The sequence below is a fragment of the Brevibacterium ravenspurgense genome (assembly GCF_001584615.1).
GTDB classification, from domain to species: Bacteria; Actinomycetota; Actinomycetes; order Actinomycetales; family Brevibacteriaceae; genus Brevibacterium; species Brevibacterium ravenspurgense.
This window is the reverse complement of the sequence record NZ_LQQC01000010.1, coordinates 826518-843292: the sequence shown is the minus strand read 5'-3', so window position 1 is coordinate 843292 and position 16775 is coordinate 826518. Positions and strand designations below refer to the sequence as shown.

Below are 16775 nucleotides of genomic sequence, written 5' to 3'. Positions count from 1 at the left end.
CACGACAGGGCCTTGGGTGAGAGACGAGTTGAGGAACTTCTATCTTCACCCAAGGCCCGCCCCTCATTCATCACCAACACCCGGCAGTCAGAGACCGCGTCACGCACTCTGAAACCGGAAGAGCCGCCATAACACCTAAAGCAGGGATCCAGAAAGGGTCGGCGACTACAGGATAAATTGTTGCGGCATCGGTGTGGACACGTTGAATTAAGCGGTTACCGTCAATTATATAATCCGTGTTGACCAAGGGACTGGCGACCGCGAAGGCTAAACGCGAAGGCGACGGCAAGACACCCATGGGGCAATACCGCATCCCTTTCACCTTCGGCACCAAAGCAAAACCCAAAGGCACCAAGATCAAGTACCGTCGCGCCGACCGCAACGACCAATGGTGTTCACGGTCTGGTTCACGCCACTACAACACGTGGATGAGTGCGCCCAACAGCAATTGCCGCGCTAAGGACGCCGAGGTGTTCTCCAAGATCCCGCAGTACAGTCACGTGGCCGTGGTGGACTACAACTCTGCTAGGAAAAAGGGCCGCGGTTCCGCGATTTTCGTTCACAAGCACGGTAAAGGTTCGACCGCCGGGTGCGTATCCGTGACAGAGAAGCAGATGGTCACGCTCGTCACCTGGTTGCAGCCGCAGCACAGCCCGCGGATTGTGATCGCTCCCCGAGGTGAACTGAAGAACCAGTAGGGGTGCGGGTGCGACCTCAACCGGGCGAGAAGAGCACGCGGCGAATTTGGCTTTTGCGGTTACTCAGCTTGGTCGGCCGGGTTCAGTTTTTCGATCGCCGACATCGGGGTGTCATAGGCAAGCACGTTATAGCCGTTGTCTTCCCCAGGCCATAGGAACGTGTGGTCGAAGCTGTCGCTGGCGAGGTCGTATCGGGCAATCCAGGTCTGCCAATCACCACGCTCGGGATCTGCAGTGAGCTCACGCAACCGCACGATCAGCGCCTTGTTGAACGCCGGATTCAGCGAGGACACTGTGGTGATCTGGGTCTCCTCACCAACAAACCGCCACGCCTGGTGAGCTGAGTGCCCCGGCTCGTAACCGGACACAACCACAAAACCGTCCCACGGCTTGCGCTGATTGAGTTTCCTGTCCACCCGCAGGCACCGGCCGATGACTTCCAGGATCGATTCGGCAGAGTCGTAATCCACCTCGATATCGGGGACAGTCACTGCGCTTCCTCCAGCATCGCCAGGTGCTTACGGAAAACCCTATCGGTTTCTGCGCTTTTCGTGTGGCCGAAATGGACTGAATCCCGCAGACCGTCACGTGGCCGTGGTGGATTACAACTCGCCGAAAAGGCAGGAGTCGGCGATCTTCGTTCACACGCACGGGAAAGGTTCGACCGCCGGGTGCGTATCCGAGAGGCAGCCTTCGTTTTATGTGGTGGCATGGTTCACGTGGTGTTCATCCATGCGCACTAGTTTTGACGGGTGGCGTCTAGGGTTGGGGGCGTCGCCGCGGTTTATTTCATGTTGGCCCGAGGTGAGAGGACCCCGGTAATGCGCGTTGAGGATTCCCCGACTGATGTGACGGCGTCACGGTGTGGGACGGCCCGGGGCCGAACCGTAGGCCGGCAGATCTGGGGCGCTCTTCTTGCCGCCGTCACAATGGCCGGGAGCATTGTCATCCCACTCGCTCCGTCGGTTGCTGCCGGCGATGCCTCGCCGTGGTTTGACGATGAACTGGGCTACGTGAAGTTGCGCGATAAGGGCCTCGATGGGTCTGGGGTGACGATCGCTATCGCGGAAACGGGCGTCGACCTCAATTCCCCCGACCTCCAGGGCGCTGATATCGAATTCGTGCCGATGTCCGATGAATGCCTGCCGATGCGGGAAGCCTCGAAGAGCGCCGTAGATCTTGACGGGGCCACTTACCAGGAGTCCGTTGCGCACGGGACTCAGGTGGCGACGATGATCGTCGGACAGGGTGGCGACGGGCGTATTCAAGGGGTGGCGCCGAAGGCAAAGCTACTCGTCATGGAACAGCCCTTTGCCTTGACCCCGTCCTCATCGGGCTGGCCGTCCGACTGCGATGAGATGGTGGTGCTCGGTGGCGGGCGCATGATGGAGGCCGAAAAGCGTGGGGCCGACATTATGTCGATGTCGAGACTCGGGCCGACCCAGCCGTCCAGCTACCAGAATGCCTACTGGCAGATGCGCGGCAAGGCGCTCATAACCGGCGCGGGAAACGACGGGAATGTCTCCGCCGAATCGGCGGGCCTGCCGGGTGTGGTGTCGGTGACCGCCTCGAAGCCGGGCGCAGCAGCCACGAACTGGGCAGCAGCAGGTGAGGGGCTCACGGTTGCGGCGCCCGGGGAGAAGCTCACCTTGCGCGAGGCGGATGGAAAACTGGTGTCCAATGGTGCAGGCACGAGCTTTTCGTCGCCGATCGTTGCGGGAACGCTGGCGCTCGGACACCAAAGATGGCCCGATGCGACCTATCACCAACTCATTCACTCGCTGACGGAAACGGCGAGCAACGGCGGGCGCCAGAGCAGTGAGCTCGGGTTTGGTGTCATCGATCCGGTTGCGTTTATCGACAATGACCCGATGCAGTATCCCGATGAGCCCATCACCTATCCCGGTACGGCCAACGATGATCCGCAGTGGGATGTCGTGCGTGAACTGTGCGACGGCTTCGCGGACGAGTCGACAATGGCCTATCCCGAGCACTACAAGGTTGATGCGGGCGTCGACCCGGAGGCCGTCAGGTGGCTGCCCCAGGTGGCAAAGGATGAAGGCTGGCTGGGGATGGCCCCGAACGCCGGGGTTTGGGGTAACGGGAGCGATACCTCGTCTGATAAGGAAACGGCCGCCACGCCGGCCCAGCCCGCAGGTTTCCCGACCCTCGCTGTGGTCGGGATTGCGGCGGGAGTCATCGTCGTCCTTGCACTCATCGCCGTCCTTGTGCTCATCGTCGTCCTGGCTCGACGCAAGAACCGGACCGCCCCTGCCGGGCCGCCTCAGCAGTATCCGCCTCATCAGTTTGCTCCGAACCAGCAGCGGCAGGAGTCGGGCGGCCAGCCGAAGCAGGGTTAGCGGCGCTGGAATCCCTGGATGACGGCCGATGGCTTCCAGGATCGAATCGGCAGAGTCTTAATCCACCTGGATATCGGGCGCAGTCACTGCGCTTCCTCCAATGTCGTCAGACGGGCGGCTTGCCCCTGGCCGCAGTCAGCCATTGCGGCTCTTCAGCAGGATGGGCGGGATTCAGTGCTTCAATCGTCGACATCGGGGTGTCGTAGCCGATCACGTTGTACCCAGCATCTTCTCCCGGCCACAGGAAGATGTGATCGAAGGAGTCGCTGGCGAGGTCATAGAGAATGACCCAGGTCTGCCATTCACCGCGTTCGGGGTCGGCAGTGAGCTCACGCAGCCGTTCCATCACGTCAAGGTTGAACGCCGGATTGGCAATGTTCACCCCCGTGGGCAGGGTCTCTTCACCGACAAACCGCCATGCCTGCATCGCCGCGTGCGCTTCCTCAAAACCAGTCAGGACCACAAAGCCGTCCCACGGTTTTTCCTCGTTGAGCCGCTCGTCTGCACGCAGGCACCAGCCCGTAATCTCCAGGATCGATTCGGCGGAGTCGAGATCTACCTCGAAATCGGATGCAGTCACTGTGCTTCCTCCAGCGTCGCCAGGTGCTTACGGAAAATCCTATCGATTTCTGCGCTTTTCGTGTCGCCGAATTGGACGGCGACCAGCTGCCACCAGCACAGCACCCCCACCAACGAGAACACCAGCTGCCATTCCAAGAGGCAGAAGCGTCGCACCCGTGCGCGGCAGAGTGCCACCGCCACCCGAAGCAGTTTCACCCGAAGCGGCACCATCAGCAGCACCTGCCGAACCGTTTGATGCACTGCTAACGTCACCACCCGAGGCGCCCGTTGCGCCCGCGCTGGAATCTTCACCCCGGTCTGCACCCGGCTGTTCCGTGCCAGAGTCCTCGCCAGATTCCTCGCCAGGCTCCGCACCAGACCCACCCGGATTGCCGCCCGGAGCCTCCGGGGCATCTGCACCCGGGTTCGTGCCGCCCTGATCACCCGACTCACCGCCGGGAGCTTCTGGCACGCTTGGTTCCTGACCAGACCCGTCACCTGGCACCTCGCCAGGCCCGTCACCCGGCACCTCGCCAGGCCCGTCACCTGGCACCTCGCCTTCGTCCCCGGTTGACTTCTGCACCACCTCGAAGGTCAGGCGCTGAGTCTTCGTCTGCACTTCGCCACCGGCGCTGCGTTCACCACCGCTGGCCTGCTTAGCTCGCGCGGTCAGGTCGATCGTGTACGTTCCGGGCTTCGTGAATGCCCACGCGGTGTGCATGTGTGTGCCAGGCGGCAGAGGAATGTCGGCGGCCTTGTCGCTCGATGCGTACATCTTCTGGATCGCGCCCAGATTCTCCGTGTAGGCAAACCACTTGCCGCCCTCAGGAGCACTGACCGGCGTGAGCGTCATCGTCGCACCCTCGGGGTACTTCGCGCGGTCAAGTGTTTCGCTCGAAAAGCCCGGCCACACCCGGCCCGGCTGCTGAGCCTGCGGCAGAACATACAGCTCAGAGCCCTTGGGCCCAAGCACGTCGTAGCTCGGATCGGCAAGCACATTGCCTTCACGCTTGACCTTCGCGAGCTTCGTGACGGCCAGCGTCGTCGAATCAATCGTGCGAGTCACCGACTCCGTGGCATGCTGACGCGAATCATCACCGAGGGCCACAGAGAATTCGCCCTTGTGATCCATTGCGCGCAGGTCTACATGCCCACGGCTGATTGTGACAGGCGTGCTCAGGAGGTCCCCGTCAGAACCGTCATTGCCGTCACCCGGATCCGGTTGTTCAGGCCCCTCCCCCGGCTTCGGCTTCATGCCGCCTTCTCCAGGGCCGGGTTCTTCACCGCCGTTACCCGGTGGCGGAGTTGCGCCCGCACCGATTTCAGAGAAACGAGTCTCCACGGTTTTACCGGCACTGCTGACCTTGCCCAGATCAACTGTGTCCGTATTGCCGATCGCTGCACGAGGCTGCGGTTCCAGCGTCAGCTTCAGCGTGTATTCGTCGCCCTTGCAGTACTCACGGTCCACCTCGAGGTTTCTCCGCCCCGGACCGCTGACACCATCAACAGAGCAGGTGGGTTCGTCATAGCCCTTTTCATAGAAACCACCCGTGATGTTGTAGATGAGCGAATCATCGGCGGGTTTCGTTTCAATCGTGACCCTGTTGTCGTCGCTTTGCCCACGGGCACTGACAGAGACATCACGGGAGCCGACCTTCACCTCGCCATTTGAGAAGCCGCCGGCAGATGCTGCGGGGGTTTCCTGCGGAAACTCCCCCGGCTGATTCGTGGACACGGGCTTCTGCCCGGTACTCGAGGTAAGCGGCGCACTGACCCAGCGTGCCGCACCCTTGGTCGGCACGAACACTGCCTGGAAGGTTGATGAGGTGGAGCCGATCATTTCACTCCACGTCGCCTTGCCATTCTTCACCGGGACCTCAGCAAGGTGATAGCCGTCGATGTAGAACACGACCGTGCCCTCGGCGGCTTCAGTGCCAGCATCGAAAGTCAGATCGGTCAGGTTCTTGTCACCGTCTTTATCACTGCCGGTGTGCGGGGCGATTGTGAAGTTCGGGGACGAGGTGCCGCTAACGTTCCCGGCATTGTTGTAGGCGGTCTTAACATCACCGAGCTTTTCATCAGCCGGGTTCGTGCCGCCCACACGCCACACCAGGGTTGTGGGCTTCGAAGCAGTAAAAGCGCCATCAGTCGTGCGAGCGCTCGCATCGAAAGTGACCTCATAGCGGCCGGGTTTTGTAAACGTTGTGATGTTGTGCGTGTGCGTGCCCGGATCCAGCCACACGGTTCGCGAAACCTTGTCATGTGACGAGAACAGGCGCGTCACGGGCAGGTTGCCGAACGTCGAATAGTTGAACATGTTCATTTCGCCCGGACCGTTGAAGCCGACGAGCTCCAAAGCGAAGTTCCCGTCAAGGAAGTTTTCAATGGGCACTGCGGTGTCAGCGCCGAAGCCCGACCAGATGGGGCTGTTGCCCGGTCCCGGGACCTGCGGTGCCATGTAGAGCAGCTGACCATCCTGGCCCAGGAAGTTCAGGCGGGGATCGTCCGTAATCGGAAAAACATAATTCTGGCTGCCGTCATCGTTATAGCCACGGCCGACCCAATTGGCCGTTTTATCCAGCGAAACGGTTTTCCCACCTGCCTGCGAATTGATGACGAATGAGTTCGCCTCTATATTCCAAAAGACCTTCGGCGCATCGATGTGCGCCTGTGTTTCGACACTGCGATCGTCATCCGGCCCTGCAAGGGCAGGAGCCGCAGCGAACGCGGCAGCCGTAGCCGCAACCGCCGCAAACGAGGTACAGACCGCGAACAGACCGCGCATGAACCCCTCCTTCAATGGTCAGCATTCTCAATACAGAAACTCAGCGAGAATTAAATTACCCAGAAAAGGGGCGTTTTGTCATTTGCATAAAGAGCCGTTAATAGAATGCAAAAGCGTTTATATGTTTATTCGTGCAGATATTCGGAATCGTTAGTCTGTGGAATCGTTTCTGAAACAGTTACGGAGTCTTCGGGTGGATGCCGGCGTAGAGCACCCGTCCGGTGAAGGCACAAAAACACGGTGCGAGCGAGGTGTTCCTCGCCCGCACCGTGCTCTATTCAGCTGCGATCACACGTTCAGCACTCAGCCTTTGCGACGGCGTGCAACCAGCAGAGAACCAACCGCGATGAGTCCCAGCCCAGCCGCCAGGCTCATGCCGACACTGACACCAGTGCGCGGCATTGAACCCTTCTGCGATGAGCTGCTGTCAGACGCGCTGCCCGTGGTCGAGCCGCTGCCGCTCTCCGTGGAACCGCCGGTGCTGCCATTGCCATCGGACTCACCGGGTGCAGGAGCTGCGGAGCCGCCTTCGGTCGAACCGTCGGTTGCACCCTCCGTCGGATCCTGGGATGGTTCGTCGGTCGGTTCATCCGTCGGGTCATCCGTCGGCTCGTCAGTCGGTTCGTCCGTCGGGTCCTGAGTCGGCTCATCCGTCGGCTCGTCGGTTGGATCGTCCGTCGGCTCGTCGGTTGGATCGTCCGTCGGCTCGTCGGTGGGGTCTTCCTTCGGTCCCGTGGTCACCACGAACTCGAAGCGGCCGAAGTCATCGCCCATTTCCGAACGCTTGATCGAGAACTCTGTTGGGTCCTGTTCGGCCGATGCTTCAGCGGCAGAGGCCGCAGCGAAGGCAACCGGTGCGGCGGCAGGCGTTGCCTCCGGGTCAGCAGAAGGTGCTGCAGCTTCGGCATCGTACAGAACACGAGTCTCGCCACCACGAGTAGCCGACGGCTCCACCTCGACCTTGACAACCCGGCGGCCGTCCTTCAGGTTGACGCCCAGGGTCACCGTGTCTTCTGTGAAGAAGTGACGGATCTTCTTTTCTGCGTCTGCAGTGGCGAGGAAGCCAGCATCCGAAGCGAACGCGCCAAGCTTCGTGTCGCCGTCCTTGAAGTAGACGCTTTCCACACCGTCATCGTTGATCTTCGCGGAAGCATCGATACGGCTCGACGCATAGTGAGCGGTGACAGTTTCCCCGGCCTTCACCTCGATCGTGGTGGTGACAAACTGGCCGGCGTCAGTGACGGTTCCTGTCTGCTTGCCGTTGTCTTCATCGATGTACACAGCTTCGTTCTTGCCCTCGAGAGTCTTGAACGGCAGGCGCTTACCGTCGGCATCGACAATCGCGCCGAAGCCCTGCGCGGTCCCCTGCGTGCGCATGTACACCGTGTACTTGCCTGCGGGCAGACCCTGCTTCTGCAGCGAACCGGGAAGAACCTTGAACCATTCCTTGGTGTCCTCATTGAAAAGGTTCACATAGTCATCCAGATCCTCGTCAGTGCCGCTGTCGTACGTGTTGTTGAGGTTTTCGTCACGGAACAGGCGGAAGTCGACCTTGCCGAACTCAGCGCTCTTCTCAAGTTCGACCTTGAACTCAAAACGCCCAAAGTCGTCGCCCATTTCTGAGCGCTTCACGCGGTACTCAAACGGTGAGATCTTTTCGGCCGTGATGTCCTTACCGGCACCCAGACCGCCGACGGTCACATTCTTCACACGCTGACCGGCCACCGGGTTCACACCGACCGTGATCCATTCCTCGGAGAAGAAATGGCGTGCCTTCTTCGAAGCGTCATCCGAAGCCAGGTAACCGGAGTCCGATTCAAAGGACTTCAGCTTCCGGTTGCCGTCCTTGAAATACACATCGGTTGGGACGTTCTCACCATCCAGGGTGACCTTCGCTGCAGCGTCGATACGCGTCGACGCATAGTGAGCGGCGGCAGTTTCCCCGGCCTTCACCTCGATCGTGGTGGTGACAAAACGACCGGTATCAGTAACAGTCTCCGCCGTCTCCCCACTGTCTTCGTCAATGTACGTCGCGTCGTTCTGCTCCTTCAGTTCAACGAAAGGCAGACGCTTGCCCTTAGCATCGACAACCACACCAAAACCATCCGCGATCGAAGCATCACGCATGTACACCGTGTACGTGCCAGCCGGCAGACCCTGCTTCTGCAAGGAACCGGGCAGAACCTTAAACCACTCACCCGTGTCCTTGTTCAGAAGGTTCACGTAACCATCGTGAGCATCTTCATCGTCATACGTATTGTTGAGGTTCTCATCACGGAACAGACGGAAATCAACCTTGCCGGTCTTCGCTTCTTCCTCTTCTTCCGCTGCTTCCGAAGGCTCCGAGACAGGAGTTGCCGGGGCGTCAGCTTCCGGGGTCTTCGGGTCTTCAGAAGGTTCCGAGGAGGGGCGTACCGGTGCTTCGGCAGCTTCCGAAGGCTTGGGCTCTTCTGAAGGTTCCGAGGCGGAGGTGTCCTTCGCGGGTTCTTCAGAAGAAGCTTCCTGGGCTGCCGGCAGAGCGGCAAAAACAGCTGTCGACGGGGTCAGCGTTCCGATGACAGCGGCAGCAAGAACAAACGCGCCGAAGCGCTGAGAGCGGGGCATGGGCGATCTCCATTGACGATCAGAGCAGGGTCCCGCTTACCCTCACAGACCAATCTGAATCAGCAGTCCCACCTGGTTGAATACAGAATGAACGCAGGTCAGCGACCCAAAAAAGCGAGCGCGGACCCGAGCAGCACCTCGCCAATGCACCCCGCAGGATCATATCCCGCAGCGCAGAACTCATCCCGCGGGACGATGAAAGCCCAGCCTGGGGCTTCCTAGACTTACTGTCATGGCAGAACCGTGGCACGTGAGGGCATCGCAGTTTTTCTCGACCCATAAATGGATCGTTGACTCGCTGCTCTTCGCCGTTCCCCTGATGCTCATCGCGTTCAGCTTTCGGTTCTATGAAGACGATGTGCGCGGCATCATCCACATGGTGCTCCTGGGCGCAATGGGCGCCGCACTCACCTTCCGCCGCACATTCCCGCTGGTCACCGGCTGGGCAGTGGCAGCGACAGGTCTCGGTTACGCCCTGACAGGCGGATACCCACATCCCACACTGCTGGCAGTTCCCATCACGGTTCACGCAGTCACCGCATATGCTCCCCGCCGTTGGGGCAAGATCTTCCTTGCCCTGGGCGCGGCAGCATCTCTGATCTTCCTTGTGAGCGTCTCGGCCATGATGTACCTGGAGGGTGCGCGAATCAAGGACGTTACGCCAGGCGAGCTGCTGATGTACGTTTCCGCGTTCTTTGTGTTCCCCCTGGCTGCAGTCGCATTCGCCTGGGCCACAGGCGACTACCGCCGCCGCAGAATCGACGAACTCCAGCGGATAGCCGAACGCAGCGCACTGCTTGAACGGGAACGCGAAAACGAAATCCGATTGGCCTCGGATGCCGAACGCATGCGCATTGCCCGGGAAATGCACGACATCATCGCCCACTCCATGTCGGTCATCATCACCCAAGCCGACGGCGGCCGCTATGCAGCGGCACGCTCACCCGAAGCAGCCGTGACAGCCCTGGAAACCATTGCCGACACCGGGCGCGAAGCCCTGGGGAACCTGCGCGGCATCCTTGGAGTCCTGCGCGACAGAGAACCCGGACAGAAAACCGCACCCATGCCAGCCATCAGCGACCTCGGCACCCTCATCGACAACGTCCGTTCAGCCGGCCTTGATGTCACGCTGGAAGTCTCCCCCGGCCTCCCCACCCTGTCGCCGGCAGCCGAACTTGCCGTATACCGTGTCGTGCAAGAAGCACTCACCAACACAATGAAACACGGCGGACCACACGCCCGCGCATCCGTCACCGTACGGCCGGGCGACAAAGAGCTCATCGCCGACATCACCTCTACCGGGCACGCTGACCGTTCAGCCGTTCCGGGTTCCGGTGCCGGCATTCAGGGCATGAAAGAGCGAGCGCGCGTTCACAACGGCACGCTCACCGCCGAACCGACAGACACCGGATTCTCAGTTCTGCTGACACTGCCCGAGGACAACTCATGACCATTCGCGTACTTCTTGTTGACGACCAGGCTCTTGTACGGGCTGGCTTCGCGATGGTGATCGACTCACAAGACGACATGAAGGTCATCGCTCAGGCAGAAAACGGCCGTGAGGCCGTCAACACCGTTGCGGCACAGGCAGTCGACGTTGTTCTCATGGACATCCGAATGCCCGTCCTTGACGGACTGTCCGCCACAGCTGAAATCATGGCGCTCGGCGATGCCCGGAAGCCCCCCGCGTGCCCACCGTCATCGTGCTCACCACATTCGACACAGACGAATACGCGCTATCGGCTCTGCGATCAGGGGCCAGCGGTTTTCTGCTGAAAGACGCCCGCCCCGAGGTGCTGCTCGACTCCATACGACAAGCCCACACGGGTGGCGCCGTCATCGCACCATCGACCACCCGCAGGCTGCTGCAGACCGTCATCGCAGAACCCGCCCCACCCACCGAACACGCCCAGAAACTGGAGCGGCTCACAGCGCGCGAACGCGAAGTCTTCCAGCTGATCGCGCAGGGGAAGTCGAACGCGGAAATCGGGGACGAACTGTTCATGGCCGAACCCACAGTCAAAACCCACGTCCGGAACATCCTGGCAAAACTCGAAGTGCGCGACCGCATCCACGCCGTCATCCTGGCGTACGAAACCGGAATCGTATGAACCTCATCCTCAGGGATGAGGAACACCTTTCAGGAGCATCCCACGGGCCGATGATCTGAGCTGACGAGCTCGCGAAAGTGGAAACATGACGATTTCCACAGCGCACACAACCGCGATCAGCGCCCGCGGCATCAGCAAGTCCTACGGCACCGGCGAAGCCCGCCTGACCGTATTCGACAACTTCAGCATCGACATTCAGGCCGGTAAGTTCACCGCGATCATGGGGCCCTCCGGGTCTGGCAAGTCGACCCTCATGCACATACTGGCCGGATTGGACAGCCCCGACAGCGGCTCCGTGACCCTGGCCGGACGTGCAATCACCGGCATCAGCGACTCCGCCCTGACGAAAATCAGGCGCAACCACATGGGGTTCGTCTTTCAGGCGTTCAACCTGATCCCCGCAATGACCGCCGATGAGAACATCATGCTCCCGGCCAAACTGGCTCGCAGCAAAGTTGACCAGGAATTCAAACGAGCAATCGTCGAAAACCTCGGACTGACCGACCGACTGAGCCACCGCCCCCACGAACTTTCCGGCGGCCAACAACAGCGCGTCGCCGTTGCCCGCGCACTCGTCAACCAGCCTGAAGTCCTGTTTGCCGACGAACCCACCGGCGCACTCGACACACGCACCGGCACCGAAGTCCTGCAGACCCTGCGCAGCTGCGTAAGCGAATTGGGCCAGACCGTCGTCATGGTCACCCACGACCCATCAGCCGCCGCCTACGCCGACCGCGTCGTGATGCTCGCTGACGGATACGTGGTGGGCGAGCTCTACTCCCCGACTGTCGAGGCGATCTCCGACGCACTTCTGGAGGTCACCAAATGATCGTCAAAGCAAACCTGCGCTCCGGCGGTGCACGCCTGATAGCCGCGGCACTGACCATCATCGTGTCGGTCGCATTCGTCGTTGCCGTCACCGGTGTGCTGGCATCCTTCAACAAAACCATCCGCGGTGAATTCTCCGCTCAGTATTCAGGTGCGGACCTTGTGGTGACAAACGACTACGACCCCCTTGAAGAGTCGACAGAAAAGAAGATCAACAGCATCAAGGGAGTCAAAGAAACACAGCGAATCGAATCGACCTTCGCACGCCTGCCCAGCGGCGGATTCACCGAAGTGTCCGTGTGGCCCAAAAACAGCCACATCGAAGTGACAACAGGCAAAGCGCCTACCAAAGCCGACCAGATCCTGTTCGACACCTCAGTCGCCCAACAGGAAAACAAGGAAGTCGGAGACCAAGTTGAGCTGAGCGTTCCCTCCTTCGAGGGCGGGCAGGACACCAAACGCACCTACACCATCACCGGCATCGGCCCCATGCCCTCAGCCGCACTCCAGGTGACCAACCACGGCATTGCCGACCTGGACCCGGGTTTCAACTACCTGCGCGTGTTCACAGACAAGTCAGCCGACACCTCGAAAGTCCAGTCCGCGATAGCAGACGCCCTGGCCGGCTCTGAAGAGGTGAGCAGCAACACGTACGGTGCGAAACTTGCCGGTGACTACAAAGTCGCCACAGAAGACCAGTTGATCGAAGAGCGCATGAACGACGTCACGGGAGACTCCGCAACCGTCGTGACATTCATCGGCGCCTTCATTGCGGTGGCGCTGTTCGTAGCGGTGCTCGTCATTTCGAACACCTTCCAGGTGCTCGTCGCCTCCCGCACCCGTTCCCTGGCGCTCCTGCGGGCAGTTGGCGCCACACGCTCACAGCTGCGCAACGCAACCCTGGCCGAAGGTGCCGTGCTGGGTCTTGTCAGCTCCGTCATCGGAGTGTTTGTGGGCTGGGGAGCCGCCATGCTGCTGCCCATTGCCCTGCGCACATACGTCCAGGCGAACTTCCAGACCGCACCCCTGCCAGTCCTCGCCGTGGTGCTCGGCCTGGCAGTGGGCGTCACCGTCACCGTTGCAGCATCCTTCGTCCCCGCGCTTAAAGCCACACGCGTGTCCCCCATCGACGCACTGGCACCGGCAGACATCCCAGCACCCGATTCGCGCTTCCCGTGGATTCGTCTGGTGCTTGGCACAGTGCTCACCGCACTCGGCGCCGCTGCCACCGTAGTCGGGGCAAACGACGGCGACATGACGCTCGCACTGCCCGGCGCTTTCATGGCCTTCTGCGGTGTGCTGGTGCTCAGCCGTGTGTTCGTGCCGCCCTTGGTCGAATTGACCGGGCGGGTCGGCGAAAAGATCTTCCACTCACCGACGCTCGGTCTTGTTGCGCGCAACGTGAAGCTGGCCCCGCGCAGGACCGCTTCGACAACCGCGGCGCTGCTGATCGGCGTAACCCTGGTGGCGACCATCTTCATGGGCGCGCAGACCACTCGCACAACCATCGACACGACGCTGTCCGAAGACGCACCGATCGACCTCGCAGCGCAGTCAGGCTCCGACAAAACGGTCAACACCCTGAAGAACTCCGAGATCGTCAAGGACCTCGTCACCCTGCCCGGCACGCAGGCAGAGGCCTCTGAGCCATTGGGCCAGGACGATGATCCGGAAAGCACGCACACGCAGCTGGTCGGCGTTGAGAAGCAGAAATACAGCGTGCCGCGCAGCACGAAGCTCCTGCCGCCACCTGGCGTGGTCTACATCAAGTCGGGCCCCAACACCGAAGACATTGCCGGTAAGAAGGTCACGTTCACCGCTGGGCAGGCTGGCGGGGCTGGCAAGGCTGGCGAGGCCGGGAAGAAATCCGTGGAACTCACAGTGAAGATCCACAATGCAGTACCCGCTGACACGGCACTTGCCAACGCAGACGACATCGCCGCCCTCGGCCTGACAAAGGCAGACGGCCAAACATGGGTTCGTCTGGCTGACGATGCAAGCATTTCGCAGATCACAAAGCTCAAGGCTGATCTCGAGAAAACCGGTGTTTTCAGCGATGCAGACGGCGCACTCCAACGAGCATCGTATGCGCAGATCATCAGCATCATGATGGGAATTGTGCTGGGCCTGCTGGGCGCTTCGATCATCATTTCGATCGTCGGCGTGGGCAACACCCTGTCCCTGGCAACAATTGAACGCAAACGCGAAACCGCGCTGCTGCGCACCCTGGGACTGTCCCGCTGGGCAGCGGCCCGCATGGTGGCCGGCGAGGCGATGCTCATGGCCATCGTCTCACTCATCGTGGGCACGGGCTTGGGTGTTCTGTTCGGCTGGGCTGGAGTTCGTTCGCTGCTGACCGCCGAAGGCATCACCGTCGCACCAGACGTCCCGTGGACGATGTTTGCCGCACTGGCAGCTGTGACCGCGTTTGCGGCTTTGGCTGCATCACTCTTTCCGGCGATCGCGGCATCCCGCACACAGCCCGCACAGGGAGTCGCTCAGCGCTGAGTGCGCTAGCCGGCTATGAAAGGCCGAGGTGGAGCCCGGCTCTCAGCTGTTCGTCAGCTGGGAGCCGGGCTTCTCTGCAGGGCAAGGCTGACGAGGTGGATCAAGTGGTCAGCTTTTCACCGCCGACAGGACGGTAAACCGACGATCCCTCGCCCACTGTTCAACGTTGTCCTGTCCGAAAAGCGCCTCGAGTTCACGCCTGTACCGCAGCGCGGAATTGAACACCGCGACCACACGACCTCCCGGCCGCAGCACCGCGTGGGCACTGCGCATCATCCTCTTGGCAGTATCGCTTTCAATTTCATGCCCCGCGTGAAAAGGCGGATTGAGAAGCACAACATCGAAAGCCTGCTGTGGCAGCCCCTCCCCCGCATTCGAATACTCAACACGCCAATCAACACCGGCCGGCATACCCGCCTCGGCCGTCAGCTCAGCAGAAGCCAGCGCCGCCGCCGACGCATCGACCCCCACCGCCTGCTGCGCTCCCAGAACATGAGTCGCAGCCGTCAACAGCCAACCATTGCCACACCCCAAGTCGAGGATCCGCGGGCGGCCAGCAGGCACATCGTCAGTTGATGTGGAGGCAGAACTAGCCGATCCTGCGTGGCGCTCAGCGAGCGCGCGCAGCAGCAGAGCGGAACCCGCGTCAATCTCCGGCCCGCCGAAACACGCTCCGTACGCGGATACCTCGAGCTCGGGAACACCCGGAATATCCGCCCGCGCAGTGCGCTGGTGCGGCTCAATCCGCGCTGTACTGAACCCCGTGCCGGATTCGGGCGTCGAGCCGATGATCATTCGCGACTTATAGCGGCCCGGCGAAACATCGACCCGCTCGAAACCGCGCGCCAGCTCCGCATTAATGCCGCGGAACAAGTGCTTATCGCGACCCACGACCATGAACTCATCCACCACCGGCCGCAGCGCAGCAACATAATCGGCCACCGCAGCCTGCGCCTTCGGCGAAATGAGCAGAGCCTTCGCCGGGCGAGCGCCGCGCACATCAAGGCCAGCAGAAATATGAGGCGGAAAACCCGGCAGCGGACGAACACTCACCCGCGAATCACCGAACATCTCACGCAAACGCTGCGCGTGCGGCAGAAAATCCGCGTACACCGTGACGGTCCCCGTGGTCGCTGCGAGGACCGCAGCCGTCACTGAACCATCCGCATCGTCAAGCACGACAAAAGAAGCGTCGTCTTCCAGCGGCACCGGATGCCGAGGTGGAACCTCGGGACGTCCGGAAATGTTCAGCTGGCCGGCGACTCGCCCCAGCAGGTAACGCGACACAAAGACGGACAGCGGAAAACCATCCGGCCACGCAGGGAAAAGCTCACGCATACGCTGCGTGTGGGCCGTCCAGGCGGGGCTTTCAACATCAGGTTCCACGGCCTCCACTGTAGTCGCGGATGCACGCGGAGTGCGGGTGCCGCGTGGGTTGGCATAAACATTGCGCGTGCGGTGCAGACTGAGCGATCGGTGCCGTTTGCACGAGGTGCGGCCCGAGTCTTACGCGGGCCTGCCCGAAACTTCCGCGGCACGGATAGAGTTAAGGGTATGACGATTCTTGTTGGCTACACCCCCAGCACCAAAGGCCAAGCAGCCCTGACGGCAGCCGTTGACCTCGCAAAGAAAACCGGCGACAAGCTCTACGTTGTCAACGCCGGGGTCGGCGAAGCGGTGGACGAACGCGAAGTCGCAACCGAAGACCAGCTGAACAAGGCCCGCGAATACATGAAGTCCGAAGGGGTCGAAGGCAAAGTCAAGCAGTACCTGCGCGGCAACGACGCTGCCGAAGAGCTGCTTGCACTCACCGAAGCCCGCAGCGATGTGACGATGCTCGTCATCGGACTTCGCCGCCGCTCCCCCGTGGGCAAGCTCTTCATGGGCTCGATTTCGCAGAAGATCATCCTCAACGCGAAAGTCCCAGTGCTTTCGGTCCGCGAAGCCGAAGAATACGAAGTCTGAGCAGCAGGCCCAAACCGGCCCGGCGCCTCGTCCTTTGACTAGGGCAGCTGCCGGCGGCGCGACAGACCCACCCAGCCTGCCCAGGCACCTCGCCCCACAAAACACGCCTTAGCCGGAATCTTCGGCTTAGCCGCACACAAACACCGCTTAGCCGGAATCTTCGCTTTAGCAACCACTGCTAACGGGAGTTTCTCTTGCTAACCGGTGTGCCCCGGTAGAGAACGCGCCCAGCCTGCCCAGGCATCTCGCCCCGCCGCATTCTTTGTCCTGCCGGCGCATTTTCGGCCAACAAAAACACGCCTTAGCCGGAATCTTCGCTTTAGCCGCACACAAACACCGCTTAGCCGGCATCTTC

11 protein-coding genes and 1 pseudogene are annotated in these 16775 nt (G+C 61.2%); 7 read left to right on the top strand and 5 right to left on the bottom strand.

The genetic code is table 11. The features are described 5' to 3' along the window. Positions 1 to 236 precede the first annotated feature (236 nt). Positions 237 to 698: a L,D-transpeptidase family protein gene (locus Bravens_RS08425; protein ID WP_070424790.1), complete on the top strand. Its 462-nt coding sequence runs from the start codon at positions 237 to 239 to the stop codon at positions 696 to 698. A gap of 59 nt (positions 699 to 757) precedes the next feature. On the opposite strand, the gene Bravens_RS08420 is transcribed toward Bravens_RS08425, so the two are convergent. After that, a complete protein-coding gene (locus Bravens_RS08420) occupies positions 758 to 1189 on the bottom strand; it encodes a hypothetical protein (RefSeq protein WP_062022240.1) in 432 nt (143 codons plus the stop codon). 438 nt (positions 1190 to 1627) lie between these two features. Here Bravens_RS08420 and Bravens_RS08415 point away from each other — a divergent pair, with 438 nt between their 5' ends. Beyond that, the gene (locus Bravens_RS08415) at positions 1628 to 3058 is read left to right on the top strand and encodes a S8 family peptidase (RefSeq protein ID WP_167346401.1); all 1431 of its coding nucleotides are present in this window, start codon (positions 1628 to 1630) and stop codon (positions 3056 to 3058) included. Positions 3059 to 3164: 106 nt separating this feature from the next. Here the strand turns inward: Bravens_RS08415 and Bravens_RS08410 are convergent, their stop codons facing one another. From Bravens_RS08410 to Bravens_RS10715, 3 genes are all read right to left on the bottom strand, one after another. After that, on the bottom strand, positions 3165 to 3638 hold the full coding sequence (locus Bravens_RS08410) for a hypothetical protein (RefSeq protein WP_062022234.1): 474 nt from the start codon (positions 3636 to 3638) through the stop codon (positions 3165 to 3167). 39 nt (positions 3639 to 3677) lie between these two features. Continuing rightward, positions 3678 to 6404, bottom strand: a complete 2727-nt coding sequence (locus Bravens_RS08405) for a choice-of-anchor M domain-containing protein (RefSeq protein ID WP_062022231.1) — start codon at positions 6402 to 6404, stop codon at positions 3678 to 3680. Between the two features lie 303 nt (positions 6405 to 6707). Then, on the bottom strand, positions 6708 to 9008 hold the full coding sequence (locus tag Bravens_RS10715) for a PT domain-containing protein (protein ID WP_062022228.1): 2301 nt from the start codon (positions 9006 to 9008) through the stop codon (positions 6708 to 6710). Between the two features lie 232 nt (positions 9009 to 9240). Between Bravens_RS10715 and Bravens_RS08395 the strand changes: the two genes are divergently transcribed. The 4 genes and pseudogenes from Bravens_RS08395 to Bravens_RS08380 all read left to right on the top strand — a co-directional run bounded on the left by Bravens_RS08395 (position 9241) and on the right by Bravens_RS08380 (position 14455). Continuing rightward, positions 9241 to 10458, top strand: a complete 1218-nt coding sequence (locus Bravens_RS08395; RefSeq protein WP_062022225.1) for a sensor histidine kinase — start codon at positions 9241 to 9243, stop codon at positions 10456 to 10458. Next, positions 10455 to 11119: pseudogene (locus tag Bravens_RS08390) on the top strand (response regulator). Before Bravens_RS08395 ends, Bravens_RS08390 begins: the two are co-directional and overlap by 4 nt. Positions 11120 to 11204: 85 nt before the next feature. Further along, a complete protein-coding gene (locus Bravens_RS08385; RefSeq protein WP_062022222.1) occupies positions 11205 to 11948 on the top strand; it encodes an ABC transporter ATP-binding protein in 744 nt (247 codons plus the stop codon). After that, positions 11945 to 14455 (top strand): ABC transporter permease, encoded by a 2511-nt coding sequence (locus tag Bravens_RS08380; protein ID WP_062022219.1) that lies wholly within the window; start codon positions 11945 to 11947, stop codon positions 14453 to 14455. The genes Bravens_RS08385 and Bravens_RS08380 overlap by 4 nt, the downstream gene beginning before the upstream one ends. Before the next feature lie 108 nt (positions 14456 to 14563). On the opposite strand, the gene Bravens_RS08375 is transcribed toward Bravens_RS08380, so the two are convergent. After that, entirely contained in the window at positions 14564 to 15841 is a 1278-nt protein-coding gene (locus tag Bravens_RS08375; RefSeq protein WP_062022216.1) for a class I SAM-dependent methyltransferase, read from the bottom strand. Positions 15842 to 16009: 168 nt separating this feature from the next. Here Bravens_RS08375 and Bravens_RS08370 point away from each other — a divergent pair, with 168 nt between their 5' ends. Beyond that, a complete protein-coding gene (locus Bravens_RS08370) occupies positions 16010 to 16420 on the top strand; it encodes a universal stress protein (protein WP_019174688.1) in 411 nt (136 codons plus the stop codon). Positions 16421 to 16775 lie beyond the last annotated feature (355 nt).